Origin of the sequence: Candidatus Contendobacter odensis Run_B_J11 (assembly GCF_000531125.1) — a bacterium.
GTDB lineage: Bacteria > Pseudomonadota > Gammaproteobacteria > Competibacterales > Competibacteraceae > Contendibacter > Contendibacter odensensis.
The window spans coordinates 35,398-53,406 of record NZ_CBTK010000302.1; the positions used below are offsets into that span (position 1 = coordinate 35,398).

The 18,009-nt window shown below is 59.1% G+C and carries 18 protein-coding genes; 11 read left to right on the forward strand and 7 right to left on the reverse strand.

Annotation, left to right across the window (positions count from 1 at the left end; translation table 11 throughout):
• The first annotated feature begins 155 nt into the window (after positions 1-155).
• The 3 genes from BN874_RS25925 to BN874_RS20410 all read left to right on the forward strand — a co-directional run bounded on the left by BN874_RS25925 (position 156) and on the right by BN874_RS20410 (position 1,794).
• Positions 156-1,115, forward strand: a complete 960-nt coding sequence (locus BN874_RS25925) for a PEP-CTERM sorting domain-containing protein (RefSeq protein WP_034436524.1) — start codon at positions 156-158, stop codon at positions 1,113-1,115.
• 108 nt (positions 1,116-1,223) lie between these two features.
• Complete coding sequence (locus BN874_RS20405; protein WP_034436526.1) at positions 1,224-1,508, forward strand: BrnT family toxin; 285 nt, start codon at positions 1,224-1,226, stop codon at positions 1,506-1,508.
• Entirely contained in the window at positions 1,468-1,794 is a 327-nt protein-coding gene (locus BN874_RS20410; RefSeq protein WP_034436529.1) for a BrnA antitoxin family protein, read from the forward strand. Before BN874_RS20405 ends, BN874_RS20410 begins: the two co-directional genes overlap by 41 nt.
• Before the next feature lie 16 nt (positions 1,795-1,810).
• Here BN874_RS20410 and tilS read toward each other — a convergent pair whose 3' ends face one another.
• Both tilS and BN874_RS20420 read right to left on the reverse strand, forming a co-directional pair.
• Positions 1,811-3,175, reverse strand: a complete 1,365-nt coding sequence (gene tilS / locus BN874_RS20415) for a tRNA lysidine(34) synthetase TilS (protein WP_230314506.1) — start codon at positions 3,173-3,175, stop codon at positions 1,811-1,813.
• Positions 3,159-3,404: an AbrB/MazE/SpoVT family DNA-binding domain-containing protein gene (locus tag BN874_RS20420; RefSeq protein WP_051498143.1), complete on the reverse strand. Its 246-nt coding sequence runs from the start codon at positions 3,402-3,404 to the stop codon at positions 3,159-3,161. The genes tilS and BN874_RS20420 overlap by 17 nt, the downstream gene beginning before the upstream one ends.
• Here BN874_RS20420 and BN874_RS20425 point away from each other — a divergent pair.
• Positions 3,399-3,764: a DUF1194 domain-containing protein gene (locus tag BN874_RS20425; RefSeq protein ID WP_051498144.1), complete on the forward strand. Its 366-nt coding sequence runs from the start codon at positions 3,399-3,401 to the stop codon at positions 3,762-3,764. The genes BN874_RS20420 and BN874_RS20425 overlap by 6 nt on opposite strands.
• A gap of 67 nt (positions 3,765-3,831) precedes the next feature.
• On the opposite strand, the gene BN874_RS20430 is transcribed toward BN874_RS20425, so the two are convergent.
• Positions 3,832-4,068 carry a DUF2442 domain-containing protein gene (locus BN874_RS20430; protein ID WP_034436532.1) on the reverse strand — a complete coding sequence of 79 codons (237 nt, stop codon included), beginning with the start codon at positions 4,066-4,068 and terminating at the stop codon, positions 3,832-3,834.
• 285 nt (positions 4,069-4,353) lie between these two features.
• Here BN874_RS20430 and BN874_RS20435 point away from each other — a divergent pair, with 285 nt between their 5' ends.
• Entirely contained in the window at positions 4,354-4,563 is a 210-nt protein-coding gene (locus tag BN874_RS20435) for a hypothetical protein (protein WP_034436535.1), read from the forward strand.
• 7 nt (positions 4,564-4,570) lie between these two features.
• Here the strand turns inward: BN874_RS20435 and BN874_RS20440 are convergent, their stop codons facing one another.
• The gene (locus tag BN874_RS20440; protein ID WP_051498145.1) at positions 4,571-5,692 is read right to left on the reverse strand and encodes a hypothetical protein; all 1,122 of its coding nucleotides are present in this window, start codon (positions 5,690-5,692) and stop codon (positions 4,571-4,573) included.
• 219 nt (positions 5,693-5,911) lie between these two features.
• Between BN874_RS20440 and BN874_RS20445 the strand changes: the two genes are divergently transcribed.
• Together BN874_RS20445 and BN874_RS20450 are read left to right on the forward strand one after the other, a co-directional pair.
• The gene (locus BN874_RS20445) at positions 5,912-6,229 is read left to right on the forward strand and encodes a hypothetical protein (RefSeq protein ID WP_034436538.1); all 318 of its coding nucleotides are present in this window, start codon (positions 5,912-5,914) and stop codon (positions 6,227-6,229) included.
• 242 nt (positions 6,230-6,471) lie between these two features.
• Entirely contained in the window at positions 6,472-9,027 is a 2,556-nt protein-coding gene (locus BN874_RS20450) for a glycogen/starch/alpha-glucan phosphorylase (protein WP_051498146.1), read from the forward strand.
• 75 nt (positions 9,028-9,102) lie between these two features.
• Here the strand turns inward: BN874_RS20450 and BN874_RS20455 are convergent, their stop codons facing one another.
• Positions 9,103-9,927, reverse strand: coding sequence for a M23 family metallopeptidase (locus BN874_RS20455; RefSeq protein WP_230314507.1), 825 nt, complete (start codon positions 9,925-9,927; stop codon positions 9,103-9,105).
• A gap of 136 nt (positions 9,928-10,063) precedes the next feature.
• On the opposite strand from BN874_RS20455, the gene gorA reads away from it, so the two are divergent.
• The 4 genes from gorA (at position 10,064) to BN874_RS20475 (ending at position 14,175) form a co-directional block, all read left to right on the forward strand.
• Positions 10,064-11,413 (forward strand): glutathione-disulfide reductase, encoded by a 1,350-nt coding sequence (gene gorA / locus BN874_RS20460; protein WP_034436542.1) that lies wholly within the window; start codon positions 10,064-10,066, stop codon positions 11,411-11,413.
• A gap of 17 nt (positions 11,414-11,430) precedes the next feature.
• The gene (locus tag BN874_RS20465) at positions 11,431-11,958 is read left to right on the forward strand and encodes a gamma carbonic anhydrase family protein (RefSeq protein WP_034436545.1); all 528 of its coding nucleotides are present in this window, start codon (positions 11,431-11,433) and stop codon (positions 11,956-11,958) included.
• 601 nt (positions 11,959-12,559) lie between these two features.
• On the forward strand, positions 12,560-13,903 hold the full coding sequence (locus BN874_RS20470; RefSeq protein WP_081756557.1) for a DEAD/DEAH box helicase: 1,344 nt from the start codon (positions 12,560-12,562) through the stop codon (positions 13,901-13,903).
• Positions 13,903-14,175, forward strand: coding sequence for an RNA recognition motif domain-containing protein (locus BN874_RS20475; protein WP_034436547.1), 273 nt, complete (start codon positions 13,903-13,905; stop codon positions 14,173-14,175). The genes BN874_RS20470 and BN874_RS20475 overlap by 1 nt, the downstream gene beginning before the upstream one ends.
• 41 nt (positions 14,176-14,216) lie before the next feature.
• Here the strand turns inward: BN874_RS20475 and BN874_RS20480 are convergent, their stop codons facing one another.
• A complete protein-coding gene (locus tag BN874_RS20480; RefSeq protein ID WP_034436549.1) occupies positions 14,217-16,400 on the reverse strand; it encodes an AMP-binding protein in 2,184 nt (727 codons plus the stop codon).
• Positions 16,401-16,403: 3 nt separating this feature from the next.
• Positions 16,404-17,996 carry a peptide chain release factor 3 gene (locus BN874_RS20485; protein WP_034436550.1) on the reverse strand — a complete coding sequence of 531 codons (1,593 nt, stop codon included), beginning with the start codon at positions 17,994-17,996 and terminating at the stop codon, positions 16,404-16,406.
• Positions 17,997-18,009 lie beyond the last annotated feature (13 nt).

The window sequence follows — 18,009 nt, forward strand, 5'->3', positions numbered from 1 at the left end:
TAATTTATTGATATTTATATAATTTATATGTTGGTTTTTTTTTTGCATACCGATAAAGCATGAGTCAAGCAAGTTTGCTTAATTGAAAACTAAGGCCAAGCAAGCAAACGCGCTGGATTCAGCCAATCCATCTTTTCCATAAGGGGAAATCACAAATGTTCAAGAAAACTCTTTTTTCATCTGCGGTGCTGGCTGCGACCTTGTCGTTACCGGGCATAGTCAGTGCCACGAATCTAAATCCTTTTAAGACGGTCTTCGACACCGATTTCACTGCTGCTGGTTACGGCGGTATGCGTGATATAGGTACAGGTTCAATAGGCCTGTCTGGAGTTTCCGGCACCATCAGTGAGGCCTATCTCTATTGGCATGGTCCCACTAATGCTAATGCTACCGATACGAATGCCAACGCCAATGTGCTTTTCAATGGTAACAATGTGTCGGGAATCTTCTTGGGCATATCCAGTGACAACTGCTGGGGGTTTTCAAATAGCATGGCCTACCGGGCTGATGTCACTAGCTGGGTAACAGGTAACGGCAATTATTCCCTGGCTAATTTCACCAAGAATAATAATCAAGTCAACGTGAACGGGGCTTCATTAATCGTCTTCTACAAGGATGCAGATACGACCAACAACCGCGATGTCGTGATGTTCGACGGCAACGATTCCAATATCGATAACTCGTTCGATGCGAGCGGCTGGAACATTACTTTGGCGGGCATTAATTATTCCGCTGGCTCAGCGAGTATGCAGCTTCATGTCAGTGATGGGCAGTCCTTCGACGACGATGCGCTGAAAGTCAATGCGAGCACACTCGTCTCTACTGGTCCAATTTTCTCAGGAGATTCCGTACCTAGGGGACTCGGTGGGCCAGATAATGGTGGCTTGTGGGACATCAAGGACTATGACGTCACCAGTTTGCTGAGTCCGGGACTTAATAGTCTTAATTTTACTACCGGAGTAAACAGTGATTGTCTTTCTTGCGTACTGATCGCTATCAGTCTACCCGCAGGTGCTGCCCCCGAACAGCCTGGTCAAGTTCCCGAACCCGCCTCCCTTGCCCTGTTTGGCATCGGTTTGGCCGGTCTGGGCTTCATGCGCCGTCGGCGGACGTAATCGCCGGGATTGTTGAAGCAACGCAAAACGGCGGCCTTCGGGCCGCTTTTTTTCACCCTGCTGCTGATATAAAGTACAATGATGTAACTACAAATTCACGAGTCAATCGTGCGTTTTGAATGGGATGAGGATAAAGCCAACCGAAACCAGAGCAAGCATCATGTGAGCTTTGAGGTGGCGGCTCGCGTGTTTCTCGATCCAAACCGCATCGAAACCTACGACGACCGTGAAAGCTACGGCGAGGACCGCTGGAAAACGGTAGGCTTAATTGAACACCAGTTGCTTGCAGTGGTTTATACCCTGCGTCGACATCACGAAGAAACCATCAGAATCATTTCAGCGAGGTGCGCCGATGAAACGGAAAAAAGAGCCTATCGTCAGTTTCAAACTTGATCCGGGCAATCCTCCGCCATTGACTGCGGAACAGCGGGCAGAGCTGGACGCCTTAGCCCAAAGGCCGGATTCTGAGATTGACTACGCGGACATTCCGCAGAGTACCGCGACCGAGACATGGTGGTTAGCCGTCCGTAGTCCACTCCACAAACCGGTCAAGAAGCAGTTAACCGCCCGCTTGGATGCAGATGTGCTGGCTTGGCTCAAAGTCAAAGGACGCGGCTACCAGTCCAGGATGAATGCGATCCTGCGTAACGCCATGCTCGATGAACTGGACCGAAAATAACGATTTCGCAAAGCGATCAGCGATCCGGTTCCGCTACCGATAGCGACTCCAAAGCCGGTTGCCAACCCACTTCGCCGGGTCCAGCGGCATGATCGGCGGCGATGCCCAACCCCACCACCGCCAGCAACACCTCCTCTCGATACAGCAACGGCAACCGCTCGCGCTGCCACGGCGGAATGCCGGCTTCCTGCAACAGCTTCTTCAATTCCTGGCTATGCAAGCGACCCAGCGGCCGAAAGCGTTCACCGCCTTGACGGAACCGAACGCTGAGCGTCGCTCCAGCCCGCATTTCAGCACGCAAGCCCGCGCCGACCGTTTCCTGCAATTCCAAGGTTCCCAAGCCCGGCAATTTCAGCGGTGGATAGGCTGCATTGGTATCGGGTCGCCAGAGAAAAGTGTGTTGCGGATCGTGCGGAAGCAGCGGTGGCATGGCGTACAGCGTATCGCGATAACGCCGCACTTCGCCGCCGGGCCAGTGAATGCACGGTTGGCGGTCGCCAGCGGCGGTTAGAGCGTCGTGGAGCAGGTGTTGCAACTGGCGGGCGTCCGGTGTCGGTAAGCCGAGCGTTCGCAGCCAGCGCCGCAGCAGATTCCGCTGGCGCAGTTCGCTTAATTCGCGCAAGGCCGGAATGGTGAGAGCATCGGGGCGGGCGGTTGCGACGCGAGCGAGATCGGCGTCGGCTTCCGCGTCCAGCCAATCGGCAGTTTCGGCGCACCAGTGCGCAGAACGGGCCAGAACCCGATTCGCGGCGGGCCAGCGTTCCCGCAGCAGCGGCAAAATGCGATGACGGAGATAGTTACGGTCGAAACCGGTATCGGTATTGCTGGTGTCTTCGATCCAGTGAAGTTGCTGGGCGTGGGCATACGCCAGCAACTCGGCGCGATCCACATTCAGCAACGGACGCCACAACCGACCCTGACCGAGAGGCGCTGCTTCGGGCATCGCCGCCAGTCCGTGCGGTCCCGCGCCGCGCAGCAATTGCAGCAACAGGGTTTCGGCCTGGTCGTCGCGATGGTGGGCAGTGAGCAGGGCGGTATCCGGTTCCAATTCCGCTGCAAGTGCGGCATAGCGGGCCTGACGGGCCGCCGCTTCGGGGCTTGCGCCGGGCGCGGGTTGGGCATTCACCGGGACTACGCGGAACGGGACATTCAAGGCGTGGCAGACGCGGGCGCAATGTTCGCCCCAGACGGCGGACGCGGCGTGCAGCCCATGATCGACGTACATCGCTTCTAAAGTTCGCTTCGGCCTTTGCGCCCGCTGCATCGCCAGCAGGTGCAAGAGGACATGCGAGTCCATGCCACCGCTGTAACCCACGATCAGGCGGCGAACTTGGGGATGGGCGTTCAGGAGCGCAGCTACGCAATCAAGGGATTTTCGCAAGGCGGATGCAGTTCCAAGCGTCGAAATCCACCGGCGCGGGCGGTTGATCGGAGTACAGCATTCCGGCTCCATCGGCCACGCGAGAGGTGGGCCGCTGCCGTATCGGGATTAACCTTGCGCTGTTACCTTCCAACACAATGTTGATCCGGTCGCCCGGTTTGATCCCGAGCGCTTCACGGATGGGTTTGGGAATGACGGTCTGACCTTTGCTTGATAGCACTGTTTGCATCGTCGTCTCCGAGGTAAGACAGGGTGGGTTATTGATGTTTCTGGCGATGGCCCGGAAAACGACGGTGCCAATACCGCCGCTGCCCGCAATAGCTTCCTCGCCGCTGGTCCCGTCAATAATACTGCCGTTAACGGCCTACCCATTGGTGACGCTAGCCTAACGGCTTGGTACAGTGCCAACATCCAGGGTGGCTCCAACAGCTTCGTGATTGCCGCCACAAACTTCAATGATTTTGGAAACGCCGTGCTAACCAAGATTGGCCGAGAGGTTGGCCCCCCCACCATCCCCGAACCCGCCTCTCTCGCCCTGTTCGGCATCGGTCTGGCCGGTCTGGGCTTCGTGCGTCGCCGGCGGGCTTAATCGTAGGCGAGTTTGATGCAATGTGAAACGGCGGCCTTCGGGTCGCCGTTTTTGTTGGGATGCCCACTTACGCCCAAGGAACCGAACCTTCGTAGAGCGTTTCAGGGGCAATGTCGATGTGGCCCGGCCAAGTGACGGTGCCGTAATCCACCCGCGCCAAAGCAAAATAACCCGGATTTTCCAGACGACGAAACACAGGGTAACGGAGATAAGGGCGCATATCGAAGCGCCGTCGTTCACCGCTATTAAAGGTCAGCGCCAACTCGTACCCGGAAAGCGCCTCGACTGAACGAACCTCGATCATCGCGGCTTCCTCAACGCAGGGGATCAATCGGAAATACCGGTTCACCCTTCAAGGCTGAACTGAGATTTTGAGTAGATTTCAAATTTGACCGGCTTGAAGCCAATTGTGGATGTAGCACGGGCATCCTGCCCGTGAACTAAACACGGGCAGGATGCCCGTGCTACGACGAATTCTACAAGTCAAATAGGATTGCTATATCTTGTACTGGCGATCCAACCCGTCGCGAAACCTCGCTCTGTACGCCGCCAAAAGCCGGTATTCACATCCCAACCGGGAGACTCCACCATGATCCTCACTGTCCCGATCACCGATGCCGCCGTTTCCGAATTGACCGCGCTGGCCAAGACTCAAGGCAAAACCACTGAGCAAATCGTGGCTGAATTGATCGAGCGCTATCTCGAAGACGCCGAGGATTTGGCCGACGCGCTGGACGCTTTGCACGATGGTGAAACGCCGATCCCACTGGAACGGGTCAAGGCTGAACTGGGATTTTGAGTAGACTTCAAATTTGACCGGATCGAAGCCCATGAGCGGGGCAAAGCGTCAGCAACCGCTCCAGCCAATCCGCCGCCTCGCTCACCCCGGTTGGCACGACCGGCGGCCTGGCCGGCTGCGCCAGCAACGCCCGCAGCGGTTCCGCCAGATCACCGCTGACCAATTGCTGCCGGCTGATCTTGACGCCGTTGCCGTATTCCAGCAGCCAATGACTCAACCACGGTTCCTCCGGCCAATCATCGCGCTCGACGTACAGCGTCCGCGCTCCGTTACAAGCCGCTTCGGTGAACGCGCCGTAACCGGGCTTGGTGAACAGCACATCGCAGGAGCGGATTAGATCCAGCATCGAACCGTCTTCCGCCATCGCCCAACTGGGCATATCGGGCCGCGCCACCTTCCACGCCGGCGGAGTCAGCCAGCACACCCCCGGCAGTTCCGGCCAATCTTCCAGCGGCGGACGCATATCAAATCCACCCAAAGCCATCAGCACCAGCGTTTCATCGCCCCGCAACCCAAGTCGGCGATTGATCGCCGCCCGCCGATCCTGTCCCAACGCTGCAATCACGCCTAGCGGCTGCGCGTTGCTCAGCTCCGGCATCGGCATACTCGGTGTCGGTTGCAGAAAAACTACGGCGCTGTTGTAGGCGGCCAGCATCGGCGCACGCAATGCCGCCAGATCGGGTTCCGCTGCACAACAGCCGGCCAGAACATCGGCCCAGTTCAGCGAACACAATGCCAGCGCCGGAATACCCAGCCGGGCGGCGGCGGCCAAAGTGAGATACGGCACATCCGCCAGCACAAAATCCGGCGCGGCCTCTCGCAATAAGCGATCTTGCCAAGCCAGCCGCTCCTCCCATTCGGCATGAAACGCCCGATACGCCGCCAGACTCTCGGTAACTTTCACCTCCAGCGCATTCACCATCAGCATCCCGAAATCAGCCGCACCGGCGACAACGGTAAATTCACCGGCAATTCGTTCGCGCAATACGGCTTCCGGCAGAACACTCTGGAGAGTCAGCCGCGCCTCCGGGTAGCGACGGTGCCACTCGTTTAACACCGGCGCGATCTGCGCCAAATGGCCGAAACCATGCCCGGACAGGGCGATATAGCCATGCGAAATTTTGGTCATGCCATCCCGCTCCACATTCCAGCCACTTGAACTCCCCTCAAATACCCATCAGCGACAATTTCATTACCATTTTCCGGTTGTTTGTGTGACCAAAAACTCCTAGACTTAAATACAACAATATGTCTCGCTTAGACAAATAGTGGTTTACATAATACAACTATTATTCATGCGGGATAATGCCGGTTCCGTTTCATCCACCTCCATCGCGAGGGCATCATCATGGCGCAGATGCTTACACCGCACATGCTGAAAGCCGAAAACCAGGCGTTCGCTGGCACCAAAGGCGTCAGTACCGAAAATAAATGCTGTGGCTTCACGCCCGGCTTTCTGGATCGGGAAACCGGGGCGGTGTACTGCTCCTGCTGGGCGGATGGTCGCCCCGCCCCCTTTCACGCCCTGGACGGTCTGCCCGATCACCTGATTCGGGAGCGCGATCCCGGCGGCCATATCACGGCGATCAAGGCGGGCGTCATCGCCGGTTTCATCCGCCAAGGTCATTTTTACACCCGTGAACAGGCGGCGCATTGCCTGGACTAAGCGGGGATCCGGTGGAACGCAGCGTTCAACTGCCGGCATTCCATCGCCGATTATGACCAGCGACTTGCATTTGGAAGCAGCGCGACTATCGTTGTTCAGGAGGTTCGCGGCAAACTGCGAACCACCACCCACAACGCACGGTTTGCGGCTGAAGCTATCAAAACCTTTTCGATGCTATCCAGCCCGGTTCGACTCACCGGGCGTTTCCAAGCTACCCAGCACCCCTCACGGACCCTATCACTATGTCAATCAAAGTCATAGAAAGAAGTACACCAGCAGCCTGGCTGACCGAATTGCCACCTATGGGCATGGATGCCAAAAGCATCTCCGCCGATTTCCGCCGCTATTTCAGCCATACCTTGGGCCGTGATCGGCACACCAAATACGCTCACTACATGTACGAGGCGCTGGTACTCACCTTGCGCGACCGGTTGTGGGAACGCTGGAAGGACACCCGCTATGCCTATGAGGAAGACCGCGGTGTTCGTCGCGCCTACTACCTGTCGATGGAATTCCTGATGGGCCGGGCGCTGAGCAACGCCATGCTTAATCTGGGCGTCACCGAGCCGGTGAGCAAAGCGCTCTATGACATGGGCCTGACTCTGGAAGAACTGACCGAATGTGAGAACGACGCCGGCTTGGGCAATGGCGGTTTAGGGCGACTGGCAGCCTGCTTCATGGACAGTTGCGCCACGCTACGGCTGCCGGTGGTGGGCTATGGCATCCGTTACGCTTACGGCATGTTCCGCCAGCGGATCGAGAACGGCCACCAGATTGAAGAACCGGACCACTGGTTGCGCAGCGGCAATCTGTGGGAACTGGAACGAACCGAGTACACCCAGCGGATCAAATTCGGTGGGCGCACCGAAGGCTTTCTGAAAGCCGATGGCGAAATGGGCTGGCGCTGGCTGGATACCCATGATGTCCTCGCGGTGCCCTACGATCTGCCAATTCCCGGCTATCACAATGGCACGGTGAATACCCTGCGGTTATGGTCGGCGGCGGCGACTGACGAGTTTGACTTCGAGGATTTCAATTCGGGGAGTTATACCGAGGCGGTGGGCGCCAAGAACATGGCGGAAAACATCACCATGGTGCTCTACCCCAATGACGCCACCGAGAGTGGCAAGGAACTGCGGCTGCGCCAGCAATACTTCCTGGCCTCAGCCAGTTTGCAGGACGTACTCCGGCAATGGGTGCGCATTCACGGCGAGGATTTCAGCGAGTTCGCCGCCAAGAACTGCTTCCAGCTCAACGACACTCACCCCAGCATCTCGGTCGCGGAGATGATGCGGTTGCTGATGGATGAACACGGCCTAACCTGGGATCAGTCGTGGGCGATCACCAGCAAGGTCATGGCTTATACCAACCACACCTTGTTGCCGGAAGCACTGGAGCGGTGGCCGGTACGGCTGTTCCGGCAACTGCTGCCCCGGATTCTGGATGTGATCTACGAGATCAATGCCCGCTTTCTGGCCGAAGTCGCCCGGCGCTGGCCCGGCGACATTGAGCGCCAGCGCCGGATGTCGCTGATCGAGGAAGGTTATGAGCAGCAGGTGCGGATGGCCTATCTGGCGATTGTCGGCAGCACTTCGGTTAACGGCGTAGCCGCGCTGCACTCGGAATTGCTCAAGCAGGGCCTGTTCCTCGATTTCTACGAGCTGTGGCCGGAAAAATTCAACAATAAGACCAACGGGGTGACCCAGCGCCGCTGGCTGGCCGGTTGCAATCCGGGGCTGAACGCACTGATCACCGAAACCATCGGTTCGGGCTGGGTTACCCATCTGGATGAACTGAAAAAGCTGGCACCCCTCGCCGACGATGCCAAATTCCAAGCCAAATGGCGGCAGATCAAACTGGACAACAAGGTGCGGTTGGCCAGTCTGGTCGAAGCCGATTGCGGCGTGACCTTCAACACCGCCGCTTTATTCGATGTGCAGGTCAAGCGCATGCACGAATACAAGCGCCAGTTGCTCAACATCCTGCACGTCATCCATTTGTACGACCGGATCAAGCGCGGCGATACCGCGAACTGGACGCCACGCTGTGTGCTGATCGGCGGCAAAGCGGCGCCGGGCTATTACATGGCCAAGCTGATCATCAAGCTGACCTGCAATGTCGCCAAGGTGATCAACAATGATCCCGCAGTCGGCGACAAGCTGAAGATGGCGTTCCTGCCCAACTATCGGGTCTCGGCGATGGAACTCATCTGTCCCGGCACCGACCTGTCCGAGCAAATTTCGACCGCCGGCAAGGAAGCCTCCGGCACCGGCAACATGAAGTTTATGATGAACGGCGCGGTGACGATTGGTACGCTGGACGGCGCCAATATCGAGATTCGCGAGGAATGCGGCGATGAGAATTTCTTCCTGTTCGGCTTGACCGCCCAGGAAGTAGAGGAACGGCGGCAGAGCTACAATCCGGTCGAGATCATCCACAGTGATCCTGACATTGCCCGGGTGATGCAACTGCTGGAAAGCGCGCACTTCAATCAGTTCGAGCAGGGTATTTTCGACCCGATCCTGCATTCGCTGACCAGCCCGCACGATCCATGGCTGACCATTGCTGATTTCCGTGGCTTCATCGACGCTCAACAGCAGGCAGCTCTGGCCTATCAGGATCAGAAACGGTGGACGCGGATGAGCATCCTCAATACCGCCACCAGCGGCAAGTTCTCCACCGACCGCACCATGCTGGAGTACAACGCCGAAATCTGGAAGCTGAATCCGCTGCCGGAAATGCCGCTGGCGGAAGCCAAACCCGCTGCTAAAAGCACCTCTGGCGTAGGCTCAAAGTAAGTTCTTCGAGCTAACCACAGCGCCCTCTCTCCCGCCCAAGGAGTGAGGGCGTTTTTTTATAGTTTAGCAACCCTCTTACGGCATCGGCGGGACCAGCAGGGCCGGATCAATCCGTGCTTCGCGCCAGTTCATTCGCCAATCCAGATGTGGCCCGGTCACCCGACCACTCGCACCCACTGCCGCCACCACCTCGCCCTTGCGCACCTGCTGGCCCACTTTGGCGTGAAGCCGGCTCAGGTGCATCAACGTGGAGCTTAATCGGTAACCGTGATCGATGATCAGTGTGACCCCGGTGTAGTACAGATCCGGTTCGGCCAAGGTCACTATGCCATCGGCTGGAGCGCGCACCGGGGTACCAACTGGGGCGGCGATATCCACCCCGTAATGAGGTTGGCGCGGTTCACCGTTGAGAATGCGTTGGCTGCCATACACTCCGCTGATGCGTCCGGCAACCGGCCAAGCGAAGCCACTGAGGAAATAAGGCTGTGGAATATCCCGGCGCCGTGCTTCGTCTACCCAGGCGTTTTCACGGCGGATGCGATCGAGCAGGAGAGGAGGTGGCGTCACTTTGTCCGGTGGCAAGCCGTCGAGGCGCTGGATGGGGTACTGGCGCTGGGCAATCGCCAGCATCCGATCCTGGCGGAGGCCATCGGGGAACAGCGTACTCAGCCGTGCCTGTAGCGGCGCATCGCGGCCAAAACCAAATACAAAGGCACCATCCGGCGCGACCGGCAACGGTTGTCCATCCAATTCCAGCCGGGTTCCCGGTGCCACTCGACCGATAATCAATCCACCTTGCGTCATCTGCCCTTGCCAGTTCAGTTCGCCTGCGCCGACCCACCCGATCCATAGCAACAGTCCGATCAACCCGATTAATTTCGCCCATCGCCACATCGTCATTCTCTCCCGTTTTCTGTCAATTCATCCCACCCGGACGGGCGCGACCGCCGGGCACCCGCTATAGTAATGGCAAAGCAGAATGTGCGGATTCCCCTGCGGATCTATTGAAATTACCACGACTTTCTGAGGAGGGTGCATGGCCCAGCATTATGATCTCATCGTCATCGGCGGCGGTAGCGGTGGCCTGTCGGCAGCGGAACGGGCGGCTCGTTATGGCGTTCGCTGCGCCCTGATCGAAGCCGGCCGATTGGGTGGCACCTGCGTCAATGTTGGTTGCGTACCCAAGAAAGTCATGTGGTACGCCGCCAACCTGGCGCACGCGCTCGACGATGCCCCCGGCTATGGGTTCCGGCTGGATTATTTCGGCTTCGATTGGCATAAGCTAAAAATCGCCCGTGACCACTTCGTGCGTGATATTAACGAGTGGTATCTGGGCTACCTGGCCGAGGCCGGGGTGACTCTGATTCGCGGCTTTGCTCGATTCACCGATGCTCACACCTTGGAAGTCGGCAGTGAACATTACAGCGCCGATCACATCATTATCGCCACCGGCGGGCGGCCCCAGATTCCCGAATTACCTGGCGCCGAATTTGGCATCACGTCCGATGGCTTTTTCGCCCTGGAGGCATGTCCACCCCGGGTTGCCATTGCCGGTAGTGGCTATATCGCGGTGGAACTGGCAGGAATGCTCCATGCGCTAGGGGCCGAGGTGACCCTGCTGGTGCGCGGCGATCAGGTCTTGCGTCCTTTCGACGCCATGCTGCGTGAACAGTTGATGGAACGGTTGCGCGAAGATGGCATCACGGTGCTGACTCGTACCCAGATTCGCGCCGTAGCGCGGCTGGCCAACGGCACCCTGGGTCTGCACTGCGATGGACAGAACAGCATTCTGTATGCGGAAACACTGCTGTGGGCGATTGGCCGCGATCCCAATACCGAGGCGCTGAATCTGGCGACGACAGGTGTGGCGACTACTTCCAGCGGATCTATCCCCACCGACCCGTATCAGAACACCAACATCTCCGGTATTTACGCTATCGGCGACGTGACCGAGCATTTCCACCTGACTCCGGTGGCTATCGCTGCGGGTCGTCGGCTGGCGGATCGGCTGTTCGGCCAGCAACCGGAACGGCGGCTGCCCTATGAAAATATCGCCAGCGTGGTGTTCAGCCACCCGCCGATTGGCACGGTAGGTTTGACCGAGGATGAAGCCCGGCGACAGCATGGCGACGCAGTGCGCATCTATCAAACCCGGTTCCGTCCGATGTATCACGCCTTTACTGTCCGTCAACCGCAAACGGTGATGAAACTGATTTGTGTAGGCGCGGAAGAGAAGATTGTCGGTTGCCACCTGATTGGCGCGGGCGCGGATGAAATCCTGCAAGGTTTTGCGGTCGCGGTTCGGATGGGTGCAACCAAGCGTGATTTTGATGACACGGTGGCAATTCACCCCACCAGCGCTGAAGAACTGGTAACGATGCGTTAAGGATTGCGAGAACCGTCATGCCGATTCGTCCTTTTGAACACCATGCTCCGCTCATTCATCCTACCGCCTACCTTGACGACACTGCCGTGGTCATTGGCGATGTCGAAATTGGTCAAGACAGTTCCGTGTGGCCGCTATGCGTGATTCGCGGTGATATTCAGAGTATCCGAATTGGCGCTCGCACCAATATTCAGGACGGCACCATTATTCATGTCACTCATGACAGCCGGTTCTGTCCAGGCGGTCAGGCGACCGTCATTGGCAATGATGTCACGGTCGGTCACAAGGTGATTCTGCACGCCTGCGCTATAGAGGATTATTGCCTGATTGGGATGGGCACTATTGTGATGGACAAGGCTGTAGTACAGGCAAGGGTGACGATAGGCGCTGGCAGCGTGGTGCCGCCCGGTAAAGTCCTCGAAAGTGGTTATCTGTACGTTGGCAGTCCGGTCAGGCAAGTCCGCCCATTGAATGACCGGGAATTGGAATTTCTGGAATACTCGGCCCAGAACTACCGGCGATTGAAGGATCGGCATCGGGGATAATTGGCAATTAGGAAGCCGTATAAGAACCAGGACTTTCGCTAAACCGGTAAATTCGTCATACCCGCGAAAGCGGGTATCCAATCTTTTCAGCGGCTTACTGGATTCCCGCCTACGCGGGAATGACGGAAAGCGAAAGTTCTAAGAACTAACATCCGAAGTCCAGCGAAGCCCAGTGACAGCAGGGTCGGCAGCACTCCTAAGTGAGTTGCGGAATTCGGCGTAGCGCGGGTTTCCAGCCCGTCAACGCCTCACGGGTAAGAGATCCGTGCTACATCCACAAAGCCTGTTGTGATGACGTATTCCGGGGAGCGCAACCCCTCTGAGCCGTAGGTTGCACCGAGGCACTGCGCTCCCGGATTAGGCAAATGACCCGGTATCATGTTACATTCAGCGCCGAGTTTGTCGCGGTGCGATCCGGTTCGCGCCCCGAGGTTCCAGCCGTTCCTCCCGGAATTGTCATCAGCGGTTCATCCAACCCCTGTCCCTCCAGCAAACCCGCCGTGGTTCGCCCCTGTCGGGGCTCCCCGATGACCCCAATTCACTCGTTCTGCCTGGACCGGTTCCATGCGCCCCGCATGGGCAGGCGGATTCAGGAGCTTACATGCCATTTGCTATCCTCGGCCTGGCCGATGACTTGGTGCGCGCCGTTGCCGCCCAAGGCTATACCACGCCTACCCCGATTCAAGCGCAAGCCATTCCCGTGATTCTGGCCGGACGCGATCTGCTCGCCGCTGCCCAGACCGGCACCGGCAAAACCGCCGCCTTCACCTTGCCGCTGTTACAGCGCCTGGACATTCGCCGCGAAGGCCGGTTGTTACCGCCCGGTCGGCCGCGTGCGCTGGTAGTCACCCCCACCCGTGAGCTGGCCGCCCAGATCGTTGAGAGCGTTCGCGTCTATGGCCGCCACCTCGCCCCCCGCACTGCGTTGCTGGTCGGCGGCGTCAGCATGAAACCGCAGTTTGATGCGTTGCGACGCGGCGTCGATGTCCTGGTCGCCACCCCAGGGCGGCTGCTGGACCATATCAGCCAGAAAACGGTTAACCTGTCCAACGTCGAGATTCTGGTGCTGGACGAGGCTGACCGGATGCTGGATCTCGGCTTCCTGCCGGCGATCCGCCGCCTGTTGGCGCTGTTGCCCAAGCGTCGGCAAACCCTGCTGTTTTCGGCGACCTTCGCTGAACCAATTCGCCAACTGTCCGGCGACTTCATGAACGACCCGGCGGTGATTGACGTAGCCCCGCGTAATGCGCCCGCCGATCTGGTGGATCAGCAGGTGCATCCGGTGGATCAGGATCGGAAAGCGGCCCTGCTCAGTCACCTGTTAAGTGCCGGTGAACGTGATGCAACCCTGGTCTTTACCCGTACCAAGCACGGCGCCGACCGATTGAGTCGCCAGCTCGAACGTGATGGCATCCGCACCGCCGCCCTGCATGGCAACAAGAGCCAGTCGGCTCGTACCCGCGCCCTGGATGATTTCAAGCAGGGCCGGATTCAGGTCTTGGTTGCAACCGATATTGCCGCCCGTGGTCTGGACATCGTGCAGTTGCCGCGAGTGGTGAATTACGAATTGCCGCATGTGCCGGAGGACTACGTCCATCGGATTGGGCGCACCGGTCGGGCAGGTTGCACCGGGCTGGCGGTATCGCTGGTCAGTGAAGATGAGACGTCGCGCCTGCACACCATCCAGCGACTGCTGGGCCGCACTCTGCCATCATCCGTGGTCGAAGGTTTTGCACCTAGCCCGGTGCGCCGTTCACCGACAGCGCCAGCGTCGGCGGCTCCCGGTGCGCGGCGGCACCATCCTCAGCGCGGCTCCTCAAGCGGAGAGCGGTCTGGATCGTCCTCCTCGCGGCGGCCTGCCGGTTCAGGGGGAGCGGCAGGAGACTCCTCCCAGCGGCGCACCTATCACCAGACCCGACGGGTCACGACAGCGGGAGGCCGTTAATGAAAACAGTTTTTGTCGGCAATTTGCCATCGGATACGACGGAACAGGAAGTCACCGAGATGTTCGCAGCGTATGGGCGGGTCCATGGACTTCGGCTGACGCAGGACGTGTTTACCGGCGCCTGTCGTGGCTTTGGCTTCGTCAAGATGGAGGGCCATGAGGCCCGCGCCGCGATTGGTGCGCTCAATGGCCGCGAATTGCGTGGTCAGCGGCTGAAAGTGAACGAGGAACGCGCACCGACTGACCGAGGCGGCGGTCGCCATCGCCGTTAGTTATTCGTCCAACGCGGGAAACGAGCGAGGCGTGTGAGCGACTACGTTGAATCTGCCGCCCCGGCCTCGCTCAGCTTTTCCGCCAGCCGCCGGGCGCCCGAATAGTCGGGCTTGCCGGAACCCAGTAGCGGAATCTCGCGCACCACGATGACCTGCCGGGGAAGATGCAACTCACTCAGTCCGGCACGGTGAGTGGCGGCAATCAATTCCTGGCGGTCAGCATCCCGGTGGGTCGTCAGCAACACGATACTCTCACCCTTCACCGGGTCCGGCAGGTTGAGCGCGGTGTGCTGGTCTTCCGGCCAGCAGTCAGCGGCCAGTTGCTCGACCGTCGTCAGTGAAATCATCTCGCCGCCGATTTTGGCGAAGCGCTTGGCCCGACCGAGCAGGGTGATGAACCCGTCGCTGTCGATGCGGACGATATCGCCGGTGTCGTGCCAACCCAACCCGCGCTGGGTCTGCGGCGGAATTACGCACCCCGGTTGCTCGGACCGCAGATAACCCGCCATCACATTCGCCCCCCGTACACACAGCAGCCCGCCCTCGACGATGCCGGCGACCGGCTCCAAATAGTAGTCCAGCCCTGGTGCCAGTTTACCCACGGTGCCACTGCGATGGTGGCGGCGGCTGTTGGTTGCCACCACCGGGCTGGCCTCAGTCAGACCATAGCCTTCGCTGATGCGGAGGCCAAACTTCTCGGCCCACAACCGGCGCGTTTCTTCGCGCAACGGTTCCGCACCCATCACCACCAGTCGCACCCTGAAAAAATCGTAGGGATCGGCGTGCCGCCCGTAGCCCATCAGGAAGGTGTTGGTGCCGAACAGTACTGTGGCGCTGCGCTCGTAGGCCAGTTCCGGGATAAGGTGATAGTGCAGCGGCGAAGGGTAAAGAATGACCCGGGTTCCGAGTAGCAGCGGGGTGAGCGTTGCGGTAGTCAGGCCAAAGGCGTGAAACAGCGGCAGCGGGTTCAAAATCACGTCGCACGGCATGATATCCAGCATCGCCCGCGCCTGGGCGACATTGGCCAGCAAGTTGCGATGGGTTAGCACCACGCCCTTTGGCGCCCGCTCGGAACCGGAAGTGAACAGGATCACCGCCGGATCGTCGCCGCGCACCGCCCCAGCCCAGTGGCGGAAACTGTGTTCCGGAACCAGCGCCTGCGCCAGCCCGCGTAATTTTACCCGCAGCGTGGCCCGTGGCCGCACATCCTCCAGGAACAGCATTTGAAACCGCTCGCTCAACGCGGCGATGGGTGCTTGCAGGTTGGCGGTGACTACGAAGGTCCGTGAGGTACAGATCGTGCGCACTTCAGCGGTGCGGCAGGCGCTAATGAGATCATGAATGCCCGCAGTGAAATTGAGTATCACCGGCACCCGCCCGCGCAAGTGCAACGCCAGAAGGCTAATCACGGCAGCAGCGGCATTCGGCAGCAACAGACCCACGTTGCGTTGGCCGACACAGGTTGCTTCCAGCAATTCCGCCAGGATGAAAGCGCGGGTGAACAGCGCCCGCCAACCCAGCCGTTGCCCTTGTGCGTCTTCGAGAACGATCCCACCGCTGCTGTGCCGCTTCCAGGTTTCCAGCATGGATACCACCAGCGGTTGATCGATCACCGTTCCGGCATACGCCAGTTCGGTCATCCACTCGTCCAGTTGCCGGCCGAGATACTGGCGGCGGGCGCGACCGTTACCGGCGATGGCGGTCAGCCGGCGCGGTGGCAGCAGGGTCAGACGGATGTGCGGCAACATCTGTCGTCGCATCTTGCCGCCCAGGCGTGACAGCAGACTGTATTGCGCACCCTCGATGTAAACCGGCAATAGCGCGGCGTCGGCTTTATCCGCCGCCAGCGCTGGCCCTTCGTAAATTTTCATCAGCGCCCCGGTGACGCTGATCCGACCTTCCGGGAACACCGCCACCCGCTCGCCGGCCTTGAGGTGCTGAATCAGGATTTTCAGATACAGCGGATTGGTCGGATCGATGCTGATATGGCGGGTGATGGCGATGAACGGCTTGATCCACCAATGCCGGGCCATGTGGGTATTGATCACGAAGACCGGCAGATCCGGTAGAAATGCTGCCAGCAACGCTCCATCCAGATAGGACACATGGTTGGCGATGATCAGCAACCGTGGCTCGTGGTGTGGGTAATGTTCCCAGCCGCGCAATTCTACCCGGAACAGCCCGCGAAACAGGTAGCGGGCCAGCCGTTGCAACAGGCGGCGCATGGCTCAGTGCAATCCGTGTTCGCGGGTGGCGGCAAAGTGCACTTCCGGCCAGCGTTCCTGGGTCAGTTGCAGATTGACCCGGCTGGGGGCGATGTAGACCAGTTCGCCGTGATGGTCCAGTGCCAGGTTGTCATGCAGCTTGGTTTTGAATTCCTCAAAGCGCTTGGCGTCAGCGCAACGGACCCAGCGGGCGGTAGTGACATTGATGTTCTCGAAGCCGCACTCGACTCCGTATTCGCCGCGCAGGCGGAAAGCGGCCACGTCAAATTGCAGAATCCCGACCGCGCCCAGAATCAGATCGTTGCTGTTCAACGGTCGAAACAGTTGGGTTGCGCCTTCCTCGCAAAGCTGTTCCAGACCTTTTTGCAGTGCTTTCATTTTCAGTGGATCGCGCAGGCGGGCGCGGCGGAATAACTCCGGGGCGAAGTCGGGAATGCCGGTAAATTGCAGGTCTTCGCCTTGGGTGAAAGTGTCGCCGATGCGGATAGTGCCGTGATTGTGCAGACCGAGAATGTCGCCAGGATAGGCGGCCTCGGCGTGTTCGCGCTCGGCAGCCATGAAGGTCAGGGCGTCGGCGATCTTGATGTCGCGGCCCAGCCGGACATGCCGCGCCTTCATCCCGGGCTGATAGCTGCCGGAACAGACTCGCAGGAAGGCGATGCGGTCACGGTGTTGCGGATCCATGTTCGCCTGAATCTTGAACACGAAGCCGGTGAACGCTTCCTCTTCGGCGGCAATCTCGCGATTGGCGGTAGCATGGGGGCGCGGCAGTGGGGCGTATTCGACGAAGCCATCCAGCATTTCCTGCACCCCAAAGTTGGTCAACGCCGAGCCAAAAAATACCGGAGCCATCCGTCCAGCCAAGTAGTCGTCTACATTGAAGGCATGGCTGGCGCCGCGCACCAGTTCAATTTCCTCACGCAAGGCGTGCGCCCGATCCACACCCAAGACCTGATCAACCTCCGGGCTGTGCAGTCGGTGCAGAAGGTGACCCGTATTGATTCGGCCATCGCGGGACGGGTCGTAAAAGTGGATGAAATCCTGGTCGAGATGGTAGACACCCTTCAATTCCCGGCCCATGCCAATCGGCCAGGTGACCGGCGCACAGCGGATTTTCAGAACATTTTCAACCTCGTCCAGCAGGTCAATCGGCTCGCGGCCATCCCGGTCCAGCTTATTAATGAAAGTGAAAATTGGGGTATCGCGCAAGCGGCAGACTTCCATCAGCTTGATGGTGCGCTCCTCAACGCCCTTGGCGCAGTCAATCACCATCAGCGCCGAATCCACTGCGGTCAGGGTGCGGTAGGTGTCTTCGGAGAAGTCTTCATGGCCGGGGGTATCGAGCAGGTTGATGATGCGGTCGCGATAGGGAAACTGCATCACCGAGGAGGTGACCGAAATGCCGCGCTGCTGCTCCAGTTCCATCCAGTCGCTGGTGGCGTGGCGGGTGGCCTTGCGACCCTTGATGGTGCCGGCTAACTGGATGGCGCCGCCGAACAGTAGCAGTTTTTCAGTCAGTGTGGTCTTGCCGGCATCAGGGTGGGAGATGATAGCGAAAGTGCGCCGGCGCTGGAGTTCATTGAGAAAGGTGGTCATTGCGGGTCGGGGG